The organism is Kribbella sp. NPDC104218, from assembly GCF_055584105.1.
Window position 1 is genome coordinate 2,806,437 of the sequence record NZ_JBVJMQ010000001.1, and the last position, 21,494, is coordinate 2,827,930.

The following is a 21,494-nucleotide window of genomic DNA, read 5'->3' on the forward strand; positions in this document are numbered from 1 at the left end:
GCCATTACGGGAGCCGGATCGTCACCAGCTTGGTCTCGATCTCGCTGTCGACGAGGTTGCCCTGGACGTCGAAGGCGGCGGGCCCGTCGGTCATGCCGAAGTCGTTGTCGTTGATCACGGTCAGCGTGTGCCGCGAGGTGAGTGCAACGCCCTCGATCTTCTTCGGGATACCCGGGATCGTGTTCAGGTCCAGGAAGAGCTTCTTGGGCAGGACCGGGACGCCGGCCGCGGCCGGGTCGGGCAGGGACTCCAGCGACGGCGCAGTCGCGACGTCGTCCCAGCGGCTGCCGAGGACGTCGTACGACGACCGCAGGACGACGCGATGCAGCCGGGCCGCGTTGTCGGTGCGCTCCTGGACGAGCAGGGTCTCCGGGCCGGCGGCGATCACCGAGGAGATCTTCAGCTCGGCCGTCTCGTCCTCACCGGGGTCGACGACGCCGACCGGGTCGAACCGGTAGAGGTACTCCGCGGTGACCTTGCCGCGGCGAGGGGAGAAGCGGACCAGCCGGGTGGTGCGTGAGTTCTCGCCGACCTTCTTGGTCGGGTTCAGCAGCGGGCTCTGCAGGGCCAGCACGAGGTCGCCGCCGGGCAGCTGCGCGAGCCCCTCGAAACCGCGGTTGATCTTGCGGGTAAGGAAGATCGCGGGCAGGGCCTCGAGCACCGGGTAGTCGGCGCCGGTCAGCTTGAGCCCCTTCGGCACGTACCGGGCGAGCACCCGGCCGCGCGCCGAGACGTGCACCAGCGAGGGGCTGTACTCGTCGACCAGCCAGAACGTGCCGTCGTGGGCGCGGACGATGCCCTCGGTGTCCAGGCCGTTCGGGTTCAGGGCCAGCGGCGTCGCGGCGTCGTACGTGTACGGCAGTTCGTCGCGCGCCGCCTGGTTGGACAGGCCGGTCGCCGCGGCGCCGTGCCGAGTGGTGATCGGGATCGCCGACAGCACCCGAAGCTTGCGGCCGTCGACCCGCACCTTCACGATCGCCGGGTCGAATCCGGGAACGGGGAAGGTCCGCCGGTTCGCGCCGTCGATCTTGATCTGCCCGTTCGGCCCGCGGTCCGTCACGGTCCAGAACTCACCGGGCCGCCCGGCCGGGTAGAGGTCGCTGCCGATCCCGCCGAGGTCGACCTTGCGGTCGTTATGCACCGAGCCCCGGATCAGCGCGTTCGAGAACGCGCCGAGCGGGATGTCGCCCAGCGTCGCCGTCCCGATCACCTTCGGCTCGCTCGGCCGATGCGCCTGCGCCCCCGGCGTCACCAGCGCCGCGACCAGCACCGCCGCCGTCCCCACCCCAACCAGCCTCTTCACCATGCCGCGACCTTCGCCGCAAGGGATGAACGCCACCTGACCGACCGATGAACGACCGCGAAAACCCATCAGCCCTAGGGCAGGAGGAATTTCTGGCCGACGCCGGTGTGGCAGGTGTAGATGTTGACGGGGGTGCCGTCGGTGCTCTTGCCGTTGGCTGCGTCGAGGCAGAGGCCGGATTGTTTGTTCAGCAGGGTGCCGTCGGTGCGGGCGGTCCACTTCTGGCCTGGGCTGCCGTCGCAGGTCCAGACGGTGGTGGCGCTGCGCGGGGTGGTGTTGCGTGCGTCCAGGCACTTGCCTTGGGAACGCACGGTCCCGTCGTCCTGGGCGATCCACTGCTGTTGGGCGGTTCCGTTGCAGGTGAAGAGGCGGACGGCGGTGCCGGCCACGTCGACGCACTTGCCGGCGATCCCGGTGAGCGATCCGGTGTCGCCGTACACGCCGAACTCCCAGAGGCCGTTGTAACTTCCGGCCACGCCGCGTGCGGTGATGTTGATCCGGACGTAGCGCGCGTAGTTCGGAGTGAAGGCGACGCTGTCGATGAAGCCGTCGCCGGTTGTCGTCGAGTAGACCGTCTTCCAGGTGCGCCCGCTGCCGGAGACCTGAATCTGGTAGGCCTTCGCGTACGACGTCGACAGCCAACTCAGCAGCGCCCGGTCCACCAGCTCGACTCGGCCGAGGTCGACCCGCAGCCATTGCGGATCGCTGCGGGCGCTCGACCAGTACGTCGATGCCGAACCGTCGACCGCATTCGCACCCGGCCGGTTGAGGTAGACACTGGACGTCGCCACCGGTTTCTTCAACGCCAGATTGCGTTTCGGCACGTAGGTCGCGGTGTACGTCGTCGGCGCGTCCGGTGCGACGAAGTTGTGCACCCGCGCTCCGCCGTCCGACCAGGAGGCGAATCGGTGCAGGTTCGTGCCCACCGGCTGTGCCGCCTCGGCCGCTAATGTGCCGGTCGACCCGTTGATCGTCGTACCGATGGCCGGGGTTTTCACTGTGCGGTCGAGATACGTCAGTGACAGGCCGGACGGCTGGCTGGCGAAGGAGAGCTTGGTCGTCTTCGGGTCGAGCCGGACGCTCTTCACATCCGTGAGCTGACCGGCGTCCGTCGCGGTCAGCCGCAGCTCCAGGTACGACGGGTACTCGTGATCCGGTGCCGCGAAGGTGCCGCTCGTGCCGGTGAACGAGGTGATTGTGTGCTGATGGCAATCACTTGGGCAGTGATGCATGATCAGCGTCCATTTCAACGCCGACCCGGGCAGTGTGCCCTGCTCTGCATCGGACGCCGAACCGGAGAAGCTGATCGCATCGCCGACCTTCCAGGCCAAGGCTGGGCCGGGACCGGTGATCGTTGCCGTCGGCGCCGTGTTGCCGACGTTGATCCGGGTCGAGGTGGTCGCCGTCCCGCCCTGGCCGTCGCTGACCCGGAGGCGAACCGTCACCGGTCCGTTGGTCGGGTAGCTGCGCTGCACGGTCGCGGCGGTGGAGTCGTCGTACTGGCCGTCGCCGTCCAGATCCCAGGCGTAGCTGAGCGGATGGCCATCGGCGTCACTGGAGGCTCTACCGTCAAAGGTCACCTGCAGCGGCGCGTTGCCGCTGGCCGGATCGGCCTGGATGACCGCGGTCGGCGGGTTGTTGGTCGCGCTGTAGACGTAGCGGCGGATCGTGCCGGTGTCGTAGTCCACGGTGAACAGATCGCCACCCGGGCCGGTCTGCAGCCGGGTCGAGCCGTAGCCGGAGGCGAACTGGACGATCTTGGTCTTGTCCGGCAGGCCGTCCGCGCCCGGCAGCATCGCCCAGACGCACTTACGGCTGTAGTCGGAGAAGAACAGCGCGCCGTCGTACTCCGCCGGATAGTTGCCGCCGGCATAGAACGCCATCCCGGACAGCGACGAGCTGCCGACCGAGCAGGTCTCGTTCGCGGTGACATGGGCTCGGTGCTGATAGGCGAAGTACGGCGCGGCGACGGCCGGAGCGCCGGCGGCGTAGAGGTTCTCGCAGATGCTGACGTTGACCGAGTCGTACGCGTTCGAGCGGCCGGCGCCTTCGTAACAAGGCCAGCCGAAGTTCGCGACGCCGGTGGCGGGCAGGACGAGCCGGTTGATCTCCTCCCAGGCGGAGTAGCCGACGTCGCCGATCCACAGCTCGTTGGTGCCGGGGCGGAACGCGAAACGCATCGGGTTCCGCAGTCCTTCGGCCACGATCCGGCGGGCGTTCAGGTCGGCGTTGGAGAGCAGCGGGTTACCGGGCGCGGCCTGGCCGGTGTCGGGGTTGATCCGGATGATCGAACCGTCGAGGGTGACCGGGTCGCCGCTCGTCCGCAGGTCCTGGGCGCGGAGCGCGCCGCCTTCGGCCGTCGGGGGCGTGAGCTGCGCGCCGACCGGCGCCGTCCCGTCGGCACAGGCGTTGTCCGGTGTGGTGTCGGAGTCCGGGAAGCCGTCCTGGCCGTAGTCGGTGAAGGTGAAACTCGCGCCGTCGCCGCCACCGGCGTACAGCATGCCGTCCGGGCCGAACTCGATCGAGCCGATCGAGTGGCTCGGGTAGACCTGGCACCAGTCCTCGATCAGGACCTGCTCGGCGACGGCCGAGCCGGTCGACGTCAGGACCGACAGTCGCGCGCTGACCTGGCAGCCGTCGCTGGTCGGGCCGGGCGGTGACGGGCACGGGTCGTCGGAGGCGTTCGCCGTCCCCCACTTGGGCGCTTGCGCGCCGATCAGCGCGTCGTGCGTGTAGAGCACGTAGACGCGCGGATCGGCCGGGAAACCCGGGTGCAGGGCGAGGCCGAGCAGACCGCGGTCCCAGAAGTTGTGCACCTTGGTCCGCAGGTCGGCGAACACCCTCGGCGTCGGGTCGTCGAGCGAGTCGAAGACCTTGATCAGGCCGCTCTTCTCGGCTACGAAGACCTGGCCGTCCGCCGCGAACGCGACGTTCGTCGGGTTCGTCAGCCCCTCGAACACGGTCTGCTCGGTGAACCCGCTCGGCGTCGCGACAGCCCGAGCCGGCTCGGACGCCGTCAACGGCACGAGCAGTAGTACACAGATCACAACCAGCACACGCCGCAGCGCATCGGCGGAAAAACGCATGGAAATAAGCCCCCAGCCCCCACTCGGCCCCACCCCCGTGAGTTTCGCCAGGATGCGGCCTGGACCGGGATCTGCGCAAGAGTGCGTTTTACATTCGTTTCAAACGACCTGGGAGGAACGCATGACATTCGCGGACTGGACTGCGGTCACGAAGGCCCCCGGCAGGCAGCGCAGCCGCTCGATCAACGCCGAGAACCCGACCGGCGCGCCGGGGATGGCGGCGCGGACGGCGTCCGCCCTCGGACCGTCCCGAAAGGGCAGGCCCGCGATCGGCCTCGAGCCGGGGGAGACCGCCGTCCTGGCCGATATCGAGGGGCCGGGCGTGATCCGGCACATCTGGATGACCGTCCCGTCCGGCACGGCCGCCGGGCCGTGGGTCCTGCGGGATCTGGTGCTGCGGATGTGGTGGGACGACGCCGAGCAGCCGGCCGTCGAAGTACCGCTCGGCGACTTCTTCTGCAACGGCTTCGGGCAGCGAGCGTTGGTGACGTCGGTCCCGATCGTGGTCGCGCCGACCGGCGGGATGAACTGCTACTTCCCGATGCCGTTCCGCCAGCGGGCCCGGATCGAGCTGGCCAGCGAGCACCCGGGCCAGGTCGACGGCATCTACTACCAGATCGACTACACCGTGGGCGACGAGCTGGGCGACGACACCGCGGTCTTCCGCGCGCAGTGGCGGCGCAGCAACGCGTCCACCGCCCCGGCCGAGGATCACGTCATCTTGGACGGCGTCGTCGGCAGCGGCCATTACGTCGGCACCTACATTGGCCTGACCGCACTCGAGCGCTACTGGTGGGGCGAGGGCGAAGTGAAGTTCTATCTGGACGACGACGACGCCTACCCCACCCAATGCAGCACCGGCCTGGAGGACTACGCAGGCGGTGCCTGGGCCTTCCAGGACGCCCTCCGCGTCGACCCACCCCCAGTCGCCCTGACCTTCAGCGCGCCCTACTGCGGCTACCCGTTCTACTCCGCCGAAGACCGCACCGGCGCCTCTCCCTTCCTCACCAGCACCCTCCAGTCCCATGGCATGTACCGCTGGCACCTACCCGACCCAGTCATCTTCCACACCAACCTCAAAGTCACCCTCCAACAGATCGGCGCCTGGGACCACGGCCACTTCGAACGCTGCGACGACATCTCAACCGTCGCCTACTGGTACCAACCCCACCCCGACGCCAACCGCACGCCACCCCTCCCGCCCACCACCCACCGCCGTCCGCGCTGAGGGTCTTGATCCATGGGGAGCAGGTTCGCTGGGTGGCCGCAACTAATTCTTGACGTGGTGAAAACCACGAATGAGCGGGGGTACGGGCCGGTAGGCTGGCAGTGGCGTGGAAAGTGACCGTGATCGACTAGTGCTGTGGCCCGAAAGGGGTGGGGATCCGTCGTGGGGAGTAGCCGGAAAGGTGCTGCGGCGGCGGCCGAGGCGCGGTTGATGGAGCATGTGGATCGGCTGGGGGAGGAGCACCCGCCGATCCCGCTGGACAGCGCGGATTTCACGATGCGGCGGCCGGATCTGCTGGCGAGCCGCTTCGGCGGCGTCCTGGCGTACATGACGCGGGTCGAGCTGGAGGTCGAGCGGAACGTCCTCGAGCTGAATCTGCTGCTGCCCGATCCGCCGCCGGTCGACAAACACTTCTACGCCGACGTCTGGTCGCCGCAGGAGCTGCACCACGGCGTCCTGCTGGATCGGTTGCAGACCCTGGCCGGCCTGCCCGTCTCCGAGCCGAACGTCGACAAGATCTCCTTCCAGTTGCGCTTCCTGGGCGCGCTCGCGCACCTCAGCGCGATCCAGGACGTCAGCCGGATGCTCTACTACCTGACCGGTGTCGCGACCGAGCAGTCCGCGATCCTGGCGTACAACCTGCTGCACAAGGGGTTGCTGGAGCTCGACGAGCAGGCGGTCGCCTCGACGATCATCGCGCCGATCCGCCGCCAGGAGCCCGGCCACTTCGCCTACTACAAGATCGCCGCGCGTGGTCTGTGGAGCGAGATGGCGCCCTGGCAGAAGTGGCTGGTCCGGCTGTTGCGCAAACAGTCCTTCGAGGTCGTCGGCGCCTACAACAAGAGCCAGCGCGCCGAGTTCGGCGGCGTGATGGAGGCGCTGCACATCACCGACGGCGGTGACGAAGGCCTGCAGAAGTACGCCCAGCAGATCGGTCGCGTCGAGCTGGAGCTGCTCTGGGCGCAGAAGCAGGGGTTGCGCTTCCCCGGCTACGTCCTGGACTCGCTGCGCAGCTCGGTCAACCTCTACCGGCGCTGAGGCGCGTCAAGGCGTCAACCGGAGAACTCTGGGTTCCGAGCGGCCCAATTCTGATCGGATTCGAATTCTTTCGCTCGTGAAGTATGTACTGACGTGGGGTTGATCTGTCATGGTTCGACAGCGTTGTCTTCCCGCCCCGAAGGAGCGTCCATGACAGATCAGTCCCGTGTCCGCCGATTGACCCTCGGCGTGGTGATCGGCACGGCAACCTTGCTGGTGGCCACGACGGTCGCGGCCTACGCCGCCCCGCCGCCGAGCCTGCCGCAGAACGCGAACGGCTACGAACAGTCCTTCTCCCCGGCCTTCGACTACGACGGCGACGGCTGTTACGCCGTCCCGGCGATCGGCGCCGACGGCACCCTGAACCCGGGCCTGAACACGACCGGCGCCGTCAACGGCAACTGTCGCGACCAGTCCGACCTCGACAACTCCCAGACCTACGCACGCTCGAAGTGCAACAACGGCTGGTGCGCGGTGGTCTACGCCGCCTACTTCGAGAAGGACCAGGCCGTGGCCGGCAGCGGTCTCGGCGGCCACCGGCACGACTTCGAACATGTCATCTCCTGGATCAACCAGGCCAGCAACCAGGTTGAGTTCGTGACCACGACCCAGCACTCCAGCCAGGTGACCTACCCGCGGTCGCAGGTCCGCTTCGACGGCTCGCACCCCAAGATCGTGTACCACAAAGACGGCGCCAGCACGCACTTCTTCCGGCTTGCCAACGGCAACGACGAGCCGCCGGAGAACCACTACCACAACTGGCGCTACCCGCCGCTGGTCGGCTGGGACGGCTGGCCCAGCACCGGCCTGCGCGACACCTTGATGAACGCGAACTTCGGCTCCGCCACCATCAAGATCACCGACAAGGACGACCGCTTCCGCTACCTGCTCAACGTCTCCAAGCCCAGCGGCATCCCCTTCAACCCCTACGCCTGACGCCGGAACGCTTCGGCGCAGACGGGGAACCGGGTGACCTCCCGGGGCGTCAAGATGAGCAGCTCATCGACGCCCCGGAGAGGACCTGAATGCCCGAGTACGACGCCCGCCAGCGCGACCGTCTTCCCGAGGCGACCCGGCTGGCCGCAGAGGTCCGCGAGTTCGCCGCGTATCCGCAGGCCAAGGTGCTCGTGCTCACCCGCGACACCCCGGAGTGGCGCCGGTACCAGGAGCTCGCCGAGCGGGCCTTCGCCGACACCGACCAGCCCTTCGAGGCGGCGGCCAAGGGTCTCGGCGGATCGGCAGCTCACAAGGAGCGGAGCCCGGTCTGGCAGGCGCGGAACGCCGCGCTCGGGGTCTTCAACAGCCCGGCGCAGCACGCCGTCGTCGCGGCACTCGGGGACAGCAGTCTGTTCACCGTCGCAGGCTTCGAGCGCAAGGGCTCGGAGTTCCGGATCGTCGGCGCCGGGTCGACCCATCCGACGATCGGGGCCGATGGCAACCACGGCGTCCCGACGTCGGCGCACTTCGGCGCCGCCGCCTGGTACGCGGTCAACCATCTGGCCGCCAAGGAGTCGCGCGCGGTCGTCGAAGCCACGCCCTCGGCCACCTGGCGGGTGCCGGCGCCGGAGCCGATCAGCCTCGACCAGCCGATCATCATGAGGCTGAACACCGCCGCCGCGCAGACCCCTTGGAACGCCCTGGAGGTCGAGGACCTCGCGGCGTCCACCCGCAGTCGGCTGCCCGAAGAGCGGAACCCCTTCGAAGCGCTCGACCAGCCGTTGGACAGCAGTTCCAGCTACCGCGACTGGGCGCTGGACATCCGCCGCGCGCTCGACAGCGGCCAGACGACCACGGTGCTGTCGGTCGATGATCAGGGCGCCGTGGATCCGGACCGTGGCCAGAGCCCGCCCGGGCTGCGCGCGGTCATGGTCAACGACCCGAGCGGGACGCCTCAGATCACCGGCGTGGTCGGCCGCGCGGCCGATGGCCGGGTGGTGGTGCGGGATGTCGAGGGCGCCTCCCGGGACGCCCGGACCACGCTGATTCTGGTCGGGATGCGCGAGGCCGAGGCGCTCGGTGTCGGGCTCGATTTCCAGGGCGCGACGCCGTACCGGACGAGCGCCAACCTGGGTGAGCTGATGGATGACGTGAAGGACGTCCTCGGCCCTCGGATGGCGGAGATCCCCGGTCTCGGCTGGGAGAACGCCGGTACGCCGGGAGCGCCGCGGGCCGAGGTCGCCGCCGCCGTGACCCGATTCAGCGACGCCGGCGGCGACGTCCTGCAGTTCACTCCGGACGACCCGCGCTTCACCGCCCTCCGGGGCCAGGTCGCGGACCGGCTCACGGCCGCCCTGCAGGTCCCGATGGACGACGACGCACTCCGCCGGCTGGACGGCGCCGATGCGGCCGGCCGCGAGGTCGACCCCGAGCTGGCCGCCCTGTGGCAGGCCATGAACCCGTCGACCGGGACCGCCACCGAGACCGGGATCCCCGGTGCCGAACCGGCGTACGCCGAGGGCACGCAGGTCGCGGTGGCCATCGATCGGGACGGTACCCCGCTGGCGGCCGCGACCTTCCGCAAGACCGACGAACGGATCGAGCTCGGCGCGGCCGGCGGCCAGGCCGACGCGGTACGGGCTGCGATCGTCGACGGACCGTTCCGGCAGTTCGACAAGCCGGCCGGCGCCTTCGTCGGCGCCGACGTCGCGGAGACCTATCAGCAGGCCGGTGCGCGGATCGGCGGCACGCCGGCCCTCGACGCGGAATGGCTGACCAACGTCGAGGTCCGCCCCGACGAGGCGTCCCGGCTCTACTACGCCGCGGATCGCGCGCGGAACGGACAGACCCCGGAGCAGCTGAACGATCTGAACCGGCAGCTGACCAGAGCGCAAGCTGCCGGCACGGAGATTGTGGTACTCGATCATTCCGACCCGTCGGCGCGCAACCGCGCCGAGCAGCTCGCGGCGCGGATGCCCGGTTGTGTAGGTGCGGTCGAAGGCCCTCGGGACGACGCCCATCGGGCCACGATCGCCGTCGTCCAGGGCGGCCAGGTGAGCGCCTGGGCGACGGTCGACACCACGCCGGACCGGCCGATCGAGGTCGCCGAGCTGAGCAAGGGAATGACCGGAGAGCAGGCCGTGCCGGTTGAGTGGTGGGTGTCCAATCACCAGGAACGTCTCGACCGCGAGGTGCAGTGGTCGGAGCCGCTGGTCCGCGCGGTGTACGGGCCCAACGCCGACCCTTCGACGTATGTCTGGGACACCGACGGCAGCAAGTCCCGCATCAACGGCATTCACCATCGCTCCGGGGACAGCTTCGACGCCATGGTCGCCCAGGCCGGGAGTGAAACCCCCGGCCGCAGCGCGGACTCTCAACCCCAGCAGCAGGCAGCGCAAGGTGAAGCCGCCCAAGGTCAGCGCCCGGACACCCACCGCGGCCCAGGTACCCGAGGCCCCGACCGCGGCACCGGCCGCTGACCGCGGTACACACCGCGGTCAGCCGGCCCGCCGGTTACTCGGTGAGTCTCAGGTAGTCGAGGTTGAAGCCGCCGCTCTCGCAGTAGACGGTGATGAGTTGGTCGCCGGCCGGAAGAGTGACCGTCGTGTTGACGGACTGGTAGGTCGCCCAGCCGGTCGTGTCGGGGACCGAGACCTTGGTCAAGACGTTGCCTTCGGCATCCCGGATGGAGATCGCATCCGGGGCGACGGCGCCGGTGCCGTTGGCCACGCGCAGTTCGAGGTTGTACGTCGCGGCCTTGGCCAGGTCGACGCGGTACTGCAGCCATTTACCAGTGTCGGTCCAGCCGATGTTCTTGCCGCCGCTGGCCGAGCCGTTGCTCTCGACGAAGTTCGCGCCGCCCTCGGTCCAGCCCTGCTGGGCCACGTAGGACTCCGCTTCGACCCGCTCGCCGACCGGCGTCCCGTGCGGGGTGACGGTGATGTTGACGGTCGACTCGTCGTACGCCGCGCCGTCCGTCACGCGAACCTTGACGGTCTGCTTGCCGGCGGTGGTCGGGCGGAGGGTGAGCAGGCCGGTGCGGGCGTCCAGGGTGACGCCGCTCGGCAGGTCCTTGGCGTAGAAGGCGAGCCGGTCCCGATCGCGGTCGGTCGCGGACAGTTGGACCTGCGTGGTGGCGTACTGGTCGGCGGTCACGTCGGCGACGTCGCGCAGGACCGGCGCGCGGTTGTGGTGCGCCGAGGGGACGTCGCCGTGCCAGCGGTACGTCGCGAACGAGTTCGCCGGAACCGTGGTGGTGAAGGACTTTCCGGCCAGGACGACGCGCACCTTCTTCGCGACCGGGTTCGAGTTGCCGACGATCGCGACGAAGTTGTCCCGGCGGTCCTTGAAGGTCACGTTGCTGATGCCGTGCGCCGTCCCGCTGGACTCGACCCGGGTGTGCTCCGGCCCGAGGTACTTGGCGAACTGGCCCATCGCGTAGAGCTCGTCGCGGACCGTGAAGGTCTTGGACGTCGTGTTCACCTTGACCAGCCGGTTCGGCCACTTGGTGGTCCGGCCGACCTCGGCCCAGTCGAGGTTGTTGTCCCGGGCCGGCGTCCAGTGCAGCGTGCCGCCGTCCTGGTCGGTGGCTTGCGCCCACATGATGTACGACGACGCGTCCAGCCGGAAGTAGTCGAGGATCGTGGCCGGCGACAGATTGCTCGTCTCGGTCATGTGCACCGGCTTGCCGGTCTGCTCGTAGGCGTCCCGCATCACCGTCGGGTCACCCCAGTACGGGTGGAACGCGATCGCGTCCGAGGCCTTCCTGGTTGCCGGGTCGTTGAAGATCCGGTGGTAGTTCTTGGTCTCGGTGCTGTTCGGGTCGCGCCAGTCCCAGAAGTTGAAGTCGTGCACGTACAGCTCGGTCCGCAGCCCGGCCTTCCGCACCTCGCGCTTGATCGCGACCGCGAGTTTCTGCTGCTGCTCGATGCTGATGTCCATCGCCGGGTAGACGACGTCGATCCCCGGCTCGTTCAGCAGCGTCAGCGCGTCCACCTTCACGCCGAACTTGGCCATCGCCTGGATGTACTTCACGTAGTACCGCGCGAAGACGTCGATACAGTCGTCGCGCAGCTTGCCCACCTGGTAGTACGACGTGGTGCTGCCGGGCTTGAGCGCGACCTCGCCGGTGAACCGGTTGTTGGTCTTCATCCAGGCCGGTGCGCTCCAGGCCGAGGCGAAGAAGGTCGCCTTCGGGTTGTAGCGCTGGATCAGCTTGGCCGTCTCGACGATATGCGTCTCGACATCGCGTTTGATCGAGAAGTACTTCAGGCCGAAGTCCTCGGTGACGCCCGGCGGCAGCTCGTCGTACGACCAGAACGGCAGGTGCTCGATCAGGTCCGGGCTGCCGATCGTCAGCCGGAACCGGTCGAACCCGGCGCCGTGCTTGGGGTCGACGAGCAGCCGGATCGCCCGGTCGCGCTCGGCCGGCGTCAGCTTCCACAGGTTCGACACGCTGGTCTCGTCCAGCGAGAAACCGACGCCGCTGTACTGCTGGCGAAGTGTGCTGGGATCGATCACCACAGTGGCATCCGCGGCACCCGCCTGGTCGTTCCCGACGTACGTCGTCGGCAGCGGTTGCCACGCCTGAGCGGGGCCACTCGAATACGTCCCGGTCACGGCCGCACCACGGTCCGGCCGCCCTGCACTGGCCGGCAGTCCGACACTCACCAGTCCACCGGCGAGCGCCGTCAGTACGACCGCCACCCCAACAGTTCGCCTCACGAAGCCTCCTAGTTCCACGGAAAGCGCTTACTACTCGCGGACCCTACCTGCGGGAATACGCATGCACAGCCCCCTGCCGGTTCCGGAACTTCTTTTGTCGGCGGAACGCGCCATACTGCGGAATGTGCTGACCGTACGAGCTCTGGACGCCGAGACCTGGCCGGCCTTCGCCGCGCTCGCCGAGGCGAACAACGGCGTCTGGGGCGGCTGCTGGTGCGTCGGCTTCCACCTGAAACTCAAAGGCCGCACCGCCGCGGAGAACCGCGCCGAGAAAGAGCGCCGCGCCCACGACGGTACGACGCACAATGCCCTGGTCTTCGACGGCGACCAGTGCCTCGGCTGGTGCCAGTTCGGCTCGCCCGAGGAGCTGCCCGAGATCAAGAGCAAACGCCTGTACGACAAGGGATTGACCGCCCTGCCGGACTGGCGGATCACCTGCTTCTTCACCGGTAAGGGCCACCGCAACCAGGGCGTCGCCGACGCCGCCCTGGCCGGCGCCCTCGAGCAGATCGCCGCGCTCGGCGGCGGCGTCGTCGAGGGCTACCCCGAAGAAACCGACGACCGCAAACTCTCCGGCTCCTTCCTCCACACCGGCCCGATGGCCGCCTTCGAGAACCACGGCTTCACCAGAACCCGCCCGATCGCCCCCCACCGCTGGGTCGTCACCCGCAGGATCTGACCCGGGGGCGAGGCCAGGGAGTAACCCTGGTGCGATCGACGGCAGGCGCGCGCAGCGTGGAGACATCACTCATCCCGCGCTGCAGGAGGTTCTCATGGCGATCAGCACACAAGCCCCGGCCACCACCGACAGCAGGATCCGGCCGTTCCGGATCGAGGTTCCGCAAGCGGATCTGGACGATCTGCGCGCCCGACTGCGGGCGACCCGCTGGCCGGACCGGGAGACCGTCGCCGACCACTCGCAGGGGACGCCGCTGGCCACCGTCCGGAAGCTCGTCGACCACTGGACGACCGACTACGACTGGCGGCGCTGCGAGGAGCGGCTGAACGCGTTCCCGCAGTACCTGACCGAGATCGACGGGCTCGACATCCACTTCCTGCACGCCCGCTCGCCGCACGACGACGCGCTGCCGGTGATCGTCTGCCACGGCTGGCCCGGCTCGATGGTCGAGCAGCTCAAGATCGTCGCGCCGCTGACCGACCCGACGTCGTACGGCGGCGATGCGGCCGACGCGTTCCACGTCGTCGTCCCGTCGATGCCGGGGTACGGCTACTCGGGGAAGCCGACCGAGCCCGGCTGGGGGCCGGACCGGATCGCGGCCGCGTACGTCGAGCTGATGCGCCGGCTCGGCTACACCCGCTTCGTCGCCCAGGGCGGTGACTGGGGTGCGATCGTGGTCGACCTGATGGCGGTCGACGCCCCGCCCGAGCTGGCCGCGATCCACAGCAACATGCCGTGCGTCATCCCGGCCGAGATCGACCAGCACCTGGCCGGCGGCGGCGCCGTCCCCGAGGGGCTGTCCGACGAGGAGCGGACCGCCTGCGAGCAGCTGAACTTCTTCTACAAACACGTCTACTACGCCTATTTCATGGGCGATCGGCCGCAGTCCCTGACCGGGATCGCGGACTCCCCGGCCGGTCTGGCCGCCTTCATGCTCGACCACGACGCGGCCTCGCTGGCGATGATCGCGCGCAGTGTCGACGGCGTCCCCGAAGGGTTGTCACCGGACGACGTCCTGGACAACATCACCCACTTCTGGCTGACCAACACCGGCATCTCCGCGGCCCGCCTGTACTGGGAGAACAAGTTCCCGTTCTTCACCGCGAAGGGCGTCGAGATCCCCGTCGCGGTCAGTGTCTTCCCCGACGAGCTGTTCGAGGCGCCGCGCAGCTGGGCCGAACAGGCCTACCCCAACCTGGTGCACTACAACCGGCTCCCGAAGGGCGGCCATTTCGCCGCCTGGGAGCAGCCGGACGCCTGGGTGAACGAGATCCGCACCGGCTTCCGCTCGATCCGCTGAGCCGCGCCACCCCGCCGGGACAGTTGTCTCGGCGGGGTTGGGCGGGAATGCTGGTGCGGTGGCGGATCGGGAGCTGCGGGGACGGGCGCGAGAACTCGCCGTACTGGAGCGGTTGGTCGAGGCTGCTCGGGGCGGGCGTAGCGAGGTGTTGGTGCTGCGTGGCGAGGTCGGGGTCGGGAAGTCGGCGTTGCTGGGCGTTCTGACGGCGGACGTTCGGGGGTGCCGGGTGACTCGGGCCGATGGGGTCGAGTCCGAGATGGAGTTGGCCTACTCGGGGTTGCACCAGGTGTGTCAGCCGTTTCTGGAGCGGATCGGGCGGCTGCCGGAGCCGCAGTACGCCGCGTTGGGGACGGCGTTCGGGTTGCTGGTCGGGCCGCCGCCGTCGCTGTTCCTGATCGGGCTCGCGGTGCTGAACCTGCTGGCCGATGCTGCGGCGGAGGAGCCGGTGCTGTGCGTGATCGACGATGCGCAGTGGATCGATCTGATGTCGGCGAAGATCCTCGCGTTCGTGGCGCGACGGCTGGAGGCCGAGTCGGTGGTGATGGTCGTCGCCGTCCGGGAGGGGAGCGAACACGAGTTCGGCAGCCTGCCGGAGCTTGAGGTCGGCGGGCTCGCGGACGCCGACGCCCGGGCGCTGCTCGACTCCGTCCTGCCCGGGCCGGTCGATCCTCGGGTTCGGGACCGAATCGTCGCGGAAACGCACGGCAATCCGCTGGCGGTGCTCGAACTGCCGCAGGCCTGGACGGCGGCCGAGCTGGCCGACGGCCTCAGCACCGGCACGTTGACGAGCCGGATCGAGGACAGCTTCGTCCGACGCCTCGACGTCCTGCCGACCGACACCCGGATGCTGCTGCTGGCGGCGGCTGCGGAGCCGGTCGGGGACGCGACCGTATTGTGGCGGGCCGCTGAGCTGCTAGGGCTTGGCGACGGGCCGGCGGCGTCCGCGATCGAGTCCGGGCTGATCGACTTCGGGCAGCATGTTCGGTTTCGGCATCCGCTCGTCCGGTCGCTGGCCTACCGGATGGCGTCCCAGCCCGAGCGGCAGGCCGTGCACCGGGCGCTGGCCGAGGCGACGCCTGAGGCCGACCGCCGGGCCTGGCATCGGGCCCAGTCGACCTCACTTCCGGACGAGGAGGTCGCCGCTGAGTTGGAGCAGGCGGCGAACCAGGCGCGCGATCGCGGTGGCTTTTTCGCCGGGGCCGCGTTGCTGGAGCGAGCTGTGGAGCTGACACCGGACCCGGCCAGCCGGGCACGCCGCGCGTTGGCAGCCGCCGTCGGTAAGCATCGTTCCGGCATGCTGGAGTCGGCGCTCGCCCTGCTCGGCGGCGCCGCGGCTGGTCCGCTCGAACCGACCGAGGCCGCGGCGGCGGATCGGTTGCGCGGCGAGATCGCTTTCGACCAAGGCCATGCGCGCGAGGCGGCGTCCATCTTGCTGGACGCCGCGGGACGGGTCGGGCCGGCGGAGGCTCGGGACGCCTACCTGGAGGCGGTTTCTGCGGCGATCTGGTCCGGCGGTCCGGATACGGCCGAGCTGGTCGCGGCCGCGGTTGCTGCCGCGCCGCCGGTGACCTCGGCCGACCCACCGGCCGACCAGCTGTTGCACGCGCTCGCCGTCCGCGTCACGCGCGGGTATGCGGCCGCCGCGCCGCAGCTCGCGGCTGCCCTGGCCGGTGCGAGTACGGCCGAGCTCAGTACGGCGGACGCCGGGAGCTGGCTCTGGCTGGCGGGGAACCGGGCCGGTGGCATCGTCGCGGTCGAGCTGGCCGATCTCGAGACCGGGCTGGCTGTTGCCGCCCGGCAGGACGCGATCGCCCGGCGTACGGGCGCGCTCGTACAGCTACAGGTCGCGCTGGATTTCCGGGCCGGTTTGCTCTGCCTGGCTGGTGATCTGGAGACCGCGGCCAGACTGGTCGACGAGGACCGCCGGATCGCCGAGCTGACCGGGACCCATCGGCCCGGCGCCGGTCGGATGATCCTGGCGACGTACCGGGGTCACGAGGCGACCGCGCAGGAGCTGATCGCTGAGCTGTGGCGTACGGCGAACGAACAGGGCCAAGGCCGGTTGGCGTCGTTCGCGAGCCATGCGACCGCCGTCCTGCACAACAGCCTGGGGCACTACGAGATGGCCCGGGACGCCGCCCAGCGCGTCTTCGAGCAGGACGTCGTCGGGTACGGCGTCCTGGTCGCCGGAGAACTCGCCGAAGCCGCCTCGCGGACCGGCGACGTCAAGCTGGTCGAGGTCGCACATGCCTGGCTGACCGACCGGATCGCGGTCACCCCGACCGACTGGGCGCTCGGCCTGGCTGCGCGCGTCCAGGCGTTGCGGGACGGCGACGAGGCGGCGTACCTGCGCTCGATCGACCACCTGAGCCGGACGCCGGTGCGGGTCGAGACCGCGCGCAGCCGGCTCCTGTACGGCGAATGGCTGCGCCGGGAGGGGCGTCGCGTGGACGCGCGCGAGCAGCTCCGGCCCGCGCACGACCAGCTGACCGCGATGGGCCTGCAGGCGTTCGCTGACCGGGCTCGCCACGAGCTGCTCGCCACCGGCGAGACCGTCCGCAAGCGGACGCCGGACACCCGGACCGACCTCACCGCCCAGGAGGCGCAGATCGCCGGCCTGGCCCGCGATGGCCTGACCAACCCGGAGATCGCCGAGCAGCTGTTCATCAGCCCGCGCACGGTTGAGTGGCATCTGCGGAAGACCTTCGCGAAACTCGGCATCACGTCCCGCCGACAGCTGCGGACGGCGCTCGTCCGACGCCAGTGATTTCCCCTGGTGCGAAGACCCGTGCTCGAGCCCGACGCTAAAGGTCCATCAGCGAAAGGCGGACCATGGACGGCTCCCAGCTCGGCACCTTCGACCAGCGGATCGAGGTGCTGATCATCCCGGTCTCGGACGTGGAGCGGTCGAGCGCCTTCTACCAGAGCCTCGGCTGGCGGCTGGACGTCACGCCGCCGGGCGTCGTCCAGCTGACACCGCCCGGCTCCTCGGCGTCCGTCCAGTTCGGCGCGGGGCTGAATCCGGCTCAGCCCGGCTCGTCGTCGGCGTACCTGGTGGTGGCCGATCTGGTCGCTGCGCGGGCGGCGCTGGTCGCGGCCGGGGTCGAGGTGTCGGACTACTTCCACCGCGGTCCGGACGGTTTCATGCCGGGTCTCGACCCGGAGCGGCGGACGTACGCCTCCCGCGCGACCTTCGCCGATCCGGACGGGAACACCTGGATCCTGCAGGAGATCACCACCCGGCTGCCGGGCCGGGAGTGAGACGCTTCCTGGACAAACCGGCCTGTTTCCCCGGAACCTGGGTGCGTGCGCGGTAGTGAGGTAGAACTCGGTACGACGTATCTCGTCGAGGTCCCGCAGACGCTGGCGGACGATCAGCGCCTGACCTTCGGCGCGCTTCGCGGCGCCCGTTTCCCGCTGACCGTGACCGCGATCGAGGAGGCCGCGGTGGAGGGCATCCGCTCGGTGCTCAGCCCGACCACCGCGGTCACGCTGACGGCCGAGCAGTGCCGCGAGCTCGGCCTGCCGGACGGCGTCTACGAGATCATCGGCAACCTGCGCAAACCGGACGGCACCCCGATCACGCTGCCGCGGATCCAGACCCTGTCGGTGCCGATCGGCTGGCTGCTGCCGCTGTCCGACGAGCCCTCCGAAGGCCACTGGGACGCCACCGGCTCGCTCTGGTAACTCGGTGGCGCCGTCCGGGCCTCCTGGTTACCCTCGGCTCGTGCCGAAAACAGACACCGTGCGCCGTCGTCACGAGCGACGGCGCTGATCCCGCGACAACGCCGTCGCTCCTGACGCCCGGTCAGGAGCGCCTTCGCGGCGCTCGGATTTCTCATCTCCGGAGCGCATCTCGTGTTTGTCCTGTCTGTTCGTCATCGGCGGCGCGTCCTGTTCGCCGCCCTCGTCTCCACCGCGGTCTTCCCGCTGGCGATCACCGGCTCGACCGCCGTCGTCCCCGAAGTCACCGCCCAGCTTCCCGGCGCCGACGTCCTCGGCCCGTGGATCGTCCTTGGTTACAACGGTTTGTTCGCCGCTGCCCTGCTGCTGGCCGGTCTGGTCGCGGACCGGATGTCGCGGACGGCGTTCTTTGCCGTCGGCAACATCGTCGTCGCGGCGACCGGCGTCCTGTCCGCTTTCGCGCCGGACCTCGGCACGCTTGTCGCGCTGCGGACCGCGGCCGGGATCGGCGCCGCGATGTGCGCCGCTGGCGGCTCGTCGATGGTGCTCGCCGTCTACCCGCCCGAAGAGCGGCGTCGCGTCTACGGCTACACCGGCGCCGTACTCGGCAGCAGCCTGGCGCTGGGCCCGATCGCGGCCCAGGCCCTGATGTCCGTCGGTGGCTGGGAGCTCGTCTTCGTCGTACCGGCCGGCATCGCGGCGCTTGCCGTACTGAGCACGATTGGCCTGCCCAGCTTGCGGACCCGCCAATCTGGCGCTTTTGACCTCAAGGGCGCCGTCCTCTTCGGGGCAGTCATCGCCGCAACCGTGACCGCCTTCGGGTTCGCCTTACCCCTTTGGGGCACGCTTGCCCTGCTCGTCGGCGCCGTGGTCGGGTCCGTCGTCCTGCTCCGCATCGAGCGCCGGGCGGTCGAACCGGCGATTCCCGTTGATCTGCTGCGGATTCCGTCGTACCGGGCTTATGCGTTGGCGACCGGCGCCTTCATGGGCATGCTTGTGGTTGGTCTGGCCGTGCTTCCGCAGTTGGGCGCCGAGCATCGGCTGGGTGCCGGTGGCGCCGGGCTGCTGCTGAGCCTGCTGACGATCCCGTCGACGGTGTTGCCGTTGGTTGCCGTGCGCATCGCCCGTCGGTGGGCCGTGCAGCTCGTGCTCAGCACGCTGTTGGGGTGCGTCGTCACCGCGATCGTCTTGCAGGTCAGCGATTCCGTGGTGGTGCTCTTCGTTGGCGCCGCCGTGCTCGGTGTGTGTCTGGGGCTCACCGAAGGTGTGCCGGACGGGCAGGCCCTGAAACACGTCCCGTACGAACGTGGCGGTGCCGGGGCCGCGTTGTTCAGCACGACCCGGATGACGGTCGAGACGCTGACCCTGGCCGCCGCGATCGGGACGATCACCGTCGCCGGCTCCGCGGCCGGATTGATCGCTCCGGCGCTGGTCTGCCTGTTGGCAGCCGGCGTCCTCGCTCGCGGACGCTGAATTCCGCGCTTTGGTTGTTGTGAGCTTCGGCACGGGAGCTCACAGCAACTGGGAGCGTACTCCCGGGCGTCTCCCAGAGACATTTCGAAAGTTTCTGGGGGACTTTTCAATGAATACGCTGGAAGTGGTGCTGCCCGCTCCGGATCCGCTGGTCAAGCGGGTCTGGAAACATCCTCGGCTGATGCCCAGCCATCGCTTGACGTTCGGGGTGCTCGCGGTGAATCTCGCGGTCCTCGGCTGGGGGATTCTCGATGGTTTCCTGGGGAACGTCGAACAGCTCGCGCTGATCGCCCAGGTGAATTTCGCGGTAGGTATTCTGGTTCGCCAGCAGTATTTGGTGAACTTTCTTTCCCGGCTGGTGATGAGAGCGCCGAAATCCTGGCCGCTGCGGGTCCGGTGGGCGCTCGCGAAGGGGTATCACCTCGGCGGCTTGCACGTCGGGGGCTCGGTCGCCGGGACGCTCTGGTTCCTCGCGCTCGTCGTCGTGGCCGTCGGGGACGTCGGCTCGGATCTGATGGCGGTCTACTGCTTGCAGGCCGCGTTGCTGATCGGGATCGTCGTCACCGCGCGGCCCTCGATGCGAGCCAAGCGGCACGACCTGTTCGAGCGGGTCCATCGCTTCGGTGGCTGGGGTTTGTCGGCGCTGTTCTGGACGGGCGCCGTCCTGCTCGCCGAAGAACGCCGGGGGAGCGCGAGCCTGCTCGCCGCCCTGGCCGGTACGCCGACCGTCTGGGTGCTCGTGCTCACGACACTGAGCTCGGCACTCCCGTGGCTGCTGTTGCGCCGCGTCCCGATCGACGTCGTCCGTCCGTCCTCGCACGTCGCCCTGGTCCGCACCACCGGCCGCGGGACGCCGCTCGCCGGCTCGACCCGCTCGGTCGCCCGCCACCCGCTCAAGCAGTGGCACAGCTTCGCCGTCATCCCCACGCCCGGCCAACACGGCTTCCGGATGGCCGTCTCCCGCGCCGGCGACTGGACCGGCGACTTCATCGACAACCCGCCGTCCCACCTCTGGGTCCGCGGTATCGCCACCGCCGGCATGGCCAACTACGGCACCATCTTCACCCGCGTCGTCTACATCGTCACCGGCAGCGGCATCGGCCCCGTCCTCGCCCACATCCTCGCCAACCGCACCCCCGCCACCCTCGTCTGGGTCACCCGCGACCCCGTCAAAACCTACGGCCAGCCCCTGGTCGACGAGATCCGCGCCGCCCAACCCGAAGCCCACATCTGGGACACCGACGCCCACGGCAAACCCGACATGGTCAAACTCGCCTACGCCGCCTACCGCACCACCAACGCCGAAGCCGTCATCTGCGTCTCAAACAAAAAAGTCACCTGGTCCGTAGTCCACGGCCTGGAACAACGCGGCATCCCCGCCCTAGGCCCCATCTGGGACAGCTAGCCTGCACCGCATGGACAACGAGACGGCGAAAGACCTCGTCCGCCGCGGCTACGACGTACTCGCCGCTCGCTACGACGAAGCCTTCGGCAGCGAGACGAAGTACGCCGACTGGCTCGCCGATCTGGTCGCCCAGCTCCCGCCCCGCAGCCGGGTCCTCGACCTCGGCTGCGGCTCCGGCGTCCCCGTCGCAAGAACCCTCGCCGCCGCCGGGCACCAGGTTACTGGCGTCGACTTGAGCGACGTCCAGGTCGCCCGGGCGCGGGAGCGCGTGCCGGGTGCGACGTTCGTCCAAGGTGACATCACGAAGCTGGAGCTGCCGGCGGGTTCGTTCGACGCGGTGTTGTGTTTCTACGCGCTGATCCACGTGCCGGTGGATGAGCAGGCGGGGTTGCTGCGTCGGGTCGGGGAGTGGCTGCGGGCTGGTGGGTTGTTCGTGGCGACGCTTGGGACGGACGACTGGACCGGCTCGGAGGAGAACTGGCTCGAGGGTGGGGCCGCGATGTGGTGGAGTCATGCGGATCTGGCGACGACGCGTGGGTGGGTCGAGGCGGCCGGGTTGGTGGTGCGGCGGGAGGAGTTCGTGCCGGAGGGTTCGGGTGGGCACGGGCTCGTGTGGGCGACTAGATTGGGGTGACTT

Annotated in this window: 15 protein-coding genes; 12 read left to right on the plus strand and 3 right to left on the minus strand. The window is 69.4% G+C overall.

Annotation, left to right across the window (positions count from 1 at the left end; all coding sequences use genetic code 11):
• Positions 1–4: 4 nt before the first annotated feature.
• Both ACZ6ZD_RS13320 and ACZ6ZD_RS13325 read right to left on the minus strand, forming a co-directional pair.
• Entirely contained in the window at positions 5–1,306 is a 1,302-nt protein-coding gene (locus ACZ6ZD_RS13320; protein WP_465671522.1) for an esterase-like activity of phytase family protein, read from the minus strand.
• Between the two features lie 71 nt (positions 1,307–1,377).
• The gene (locus ACZ6ZD_RS13325) at positions 1,378–4,389 is read right to left on the minus strand and encodes a PQQ-dependent sugar dehydrogenase (protein WP_465671524.1); all 3,012 of its coding nucleotides are present in this window, start codon (positions 4,387–4,389) and stop codon (positions 1,378–1,380) included.
• 121 nt (positions 4,390–4,510) lie between these two features.
• On the opposite strand from ACZ6ZD_RS13325, the gene ACZ6ZD_RS13330 reads away from it, so the two are divergent.
• The 4 genes from ACZ6ZD_RS13330 (at position 4,511) to ACZ6ZD_RS13345 (ending at position 10,071) form a co-directional block, all read left to right on the plus strand.
• Positions 4,511–5,617 carry a glycoside hydrolase family 172 protein gene (locus ACZ6ZD_RS13330; RefSeq protein ID WP_465671526.1) on the plus strand — a complete coding sequence of 369 codons (1,107 nt, stop codon included), beginning with the start codon at positions 4,511–4,513 and terminating at the stop codon, positions 5,615–5,617.
• Between the two features lie 162 nt (positions 5,618–5,779).
• Complete coding sequence (locus tag ACZ6ZD_RS13335; protein ID WP_465671528.1) at positions 5,780–6,655, plus strand: GTP-binding protein LepA; 876 nt, start codon at positions 5,780–5,782, stop codon at positions 6,653–6,655.
• A gap of 150 nt (positions 6,656–6,805) precedes the next feature.
• Positions 6,806–7,591 carry an NPP1 family protein gene (locus ACZ6ZD_RS13340; RefSeq protein WP_465671530.1) on the plus strand — a complete coding sequence of 262 codons (786 nt, stop codon included), beginning with the start codon at positions 6,806–6,808 and terminating at the stop codon, positions 7,589–7,591.
• A gap of 89 nt (positions 7,592–7,680) precedes the next feature.
• Positions 7,681–10,071: a hypothetical protein gene (locus tag ACZ6ZD_RS13345; protein ID WP_465671532.1), complete on the plus strand. Its 2,391-nt coding sequence runs from the start codon at positions 7,681–7,683 to the stop codon at positions 10,069–10,071.
• A 34-nt stretch (positions 10,072–10,105) separates the two neighbouring features.
• Here ACZ6ZD_RS13345 and ACZ6ZD_RS13350 read toward each other — a convergent pair whose 3' ends face one another.
• Complete coding sequence (locus tag ACZ6ZD_RS13350; protein WP_465671534.1) at positions 10,106–12,316, minus strand: carbohydrate-binding protein; 2,211 nt, start codon at positions 12,314–12,316, stop codon at positions 10,106–10,108.
• A 124-nt stretch (positions 12,317–12,440) separates the two neighbouring features.
• On the opposite strand from ACZ6ZD_RS13350, the gene ACZ6ZD_RS13355 reads away from it, so the two are divergent.
• The 8 genes from ACZ6ZD_RS13355 (at position 12,441) to ACZ6ZD_RS13390 (ending at position 21,491) form a co-directional block, all read left to right on the plus strand.
• Complete coding sequence (locus ACZ6ZD_RS13355) at positions 12,441–12,995, plus strand: GNAT family N-acetyltransferase (protein WP_465671536.1); 555 nt, start codon at positions 12,441–12,443, stop codon at positions 12,993–12,995.
• A 94-nt stretch (positions 12,996–13,089) separates the two neighbouring features.
• Positions 13,090–14,295 (plus strand): epoxide hydrolase family protein, encoded by a 1,206-nt coding sequence (locus ACZ6ZD_RS13360; protein WP_465671538.1) that lies wholly within the window; start codon positions 13,090–13,092, stop codon positions 14,293–14,295.
• A gap of 58 nt (positions 14,296–14,353) precedes the next feature.
• The gene (locus ACZ6ZD_RS13365; protein ID WP_465671540.1) at positions 14,354–17,062 is read left to right on the plus strand and encodes an ATP-binding protein; all 2,709 of its coding nucleotides are present in this window, start codon (positions 14,354–14,356) and stop codon (positions 17,060–17,062) included.
• A 65-nt stretch (positions 17,063–17,127) separates the two neighbouring features.
• A complete protein-coding gene (locus ACZ6ZD_RS13370) occupies positions 17,128–17,556 on the plus strand; it encodes a VOC family protein (RefSeq protein WP_465671542.1) in 429 nt (142 codons plus the stop codon).
• 45 nt (positions 17,557–17,601) lie between these two features.
• Positions 17,602–17,982 (plus strand): hypothetical protein, encoded by a 381-nt coding sequence (locus ACZ6ZD_RS13375; protein WP_465671544.1) that lies wholly within the window; start codon positions 17,602–17,604, stop codon positions 17,980–17,982.
• Between the two features lie 171 nt (positions 17,983–18,153).
• On the plus strand, positions 18,154–19,452 hold the full coding sequence (locus tag ACZ6ZD_RS13380; RefSeq protein ID WP_465671546.1) for an MFS transporter: 1,299 nt from the start codon (positions 18,154–18,156) through the stop codon (positions 19,450–19,452).
• Between the two features lie 109 nt (positions 19,453–19,561).
• On the plus strand, positions 19,562–20,857 hold the full coding sequence (locus ACZ6ZD_RS13385; RefSeq protein ID WP_465671548.1) for a ferredoxin reductase domain-containing protein: 1,296 nt from the start codon (positions 19,562–19,564) through the stop codon (positions 20,855–20,857).
• Positions 20,858–20,867: 10 nt separating this feature from the next.
• The gene (locus ACZ6ZD_RS13390) at positions 20,868–21,491 is read left to right on the plus strand and encodes a class I SAM-dependent methyltransferase (RefSeq protein WP_465671550.1); all 624 of its coding nucleotides are present in this window, start codon (positions 20,868–20,870) and stop codon (positions 21,489–21,491) included.
• Positions 21,492–21,494 lie beyond the last annotated feature (3 nt).

Coding starts and splice junctions, on each gene's coding strand:
- ACZ6ZD_RS13320 (WP_465671522.1), bottom strand. CDS start 1,306: ATGGTGAAGAGGCTGGTTGGGGTGGGGACGGCGGCGGTGCTGGTCGCG.
- ACZ6ZD_RS13325 (WP_465671524.1), bottom strand. CDS start 4,389: ATGCGTTTTTCCGCCGATGCGCTGCGGCGTGTGCTGGTTGTGATCTGT.
- ACZ6ZD_RS13330 (WP_465671526.1), top strand. CDS start 4,511: ATGACATTCGCGGACTGGACTGCGGTCACGAAGGCCCCCGGCAGGCAG.
- ACZ6ZD_RS13340 (WP_465671530.1), top strand. CDS start 6,806: ATGACAGATCAGTCCCGTGTCCGCCGATTGACCCTCGGCGTGGTGATC.
- ACZ6ZD_RS13345 (WP_465671532.1), top strand. CDS start 7,681: ATGCCCGAGTACGACGCCCGCCAGCGCGACCGTCTTCCCGAGGCGACC.
- ACZ6ZD_RS13360 (WP_465671538.1), top strand. CDS start 13,090: ATGGCGATCAGCACACAAGCCCCGGCCACCACCGACAGCAGGATCCGG.
- ACZ6ZD_RS13370 (WP_465671542.1), top strand. CDS start 17,128: ATGGACGGCTCCCAGCTCGGCACCTTCGACCAGCGGATCGAGGTGCTG.
- ACZ6ZD_RS13385 (WP_465671548.1), top strand. CDS start 19,562: ATGAATACGCTGGAAGTGGTGCTGCCCGCTCCGGATCCGCTGGTCAAG.
- ACZ6ZD_RS13390 (WP_465671550.1), top strand. CDS start 20,868: ATGGACAACGAGACGGCGAAAGACCTCGTCCGCCGCGGCTACGACGTA.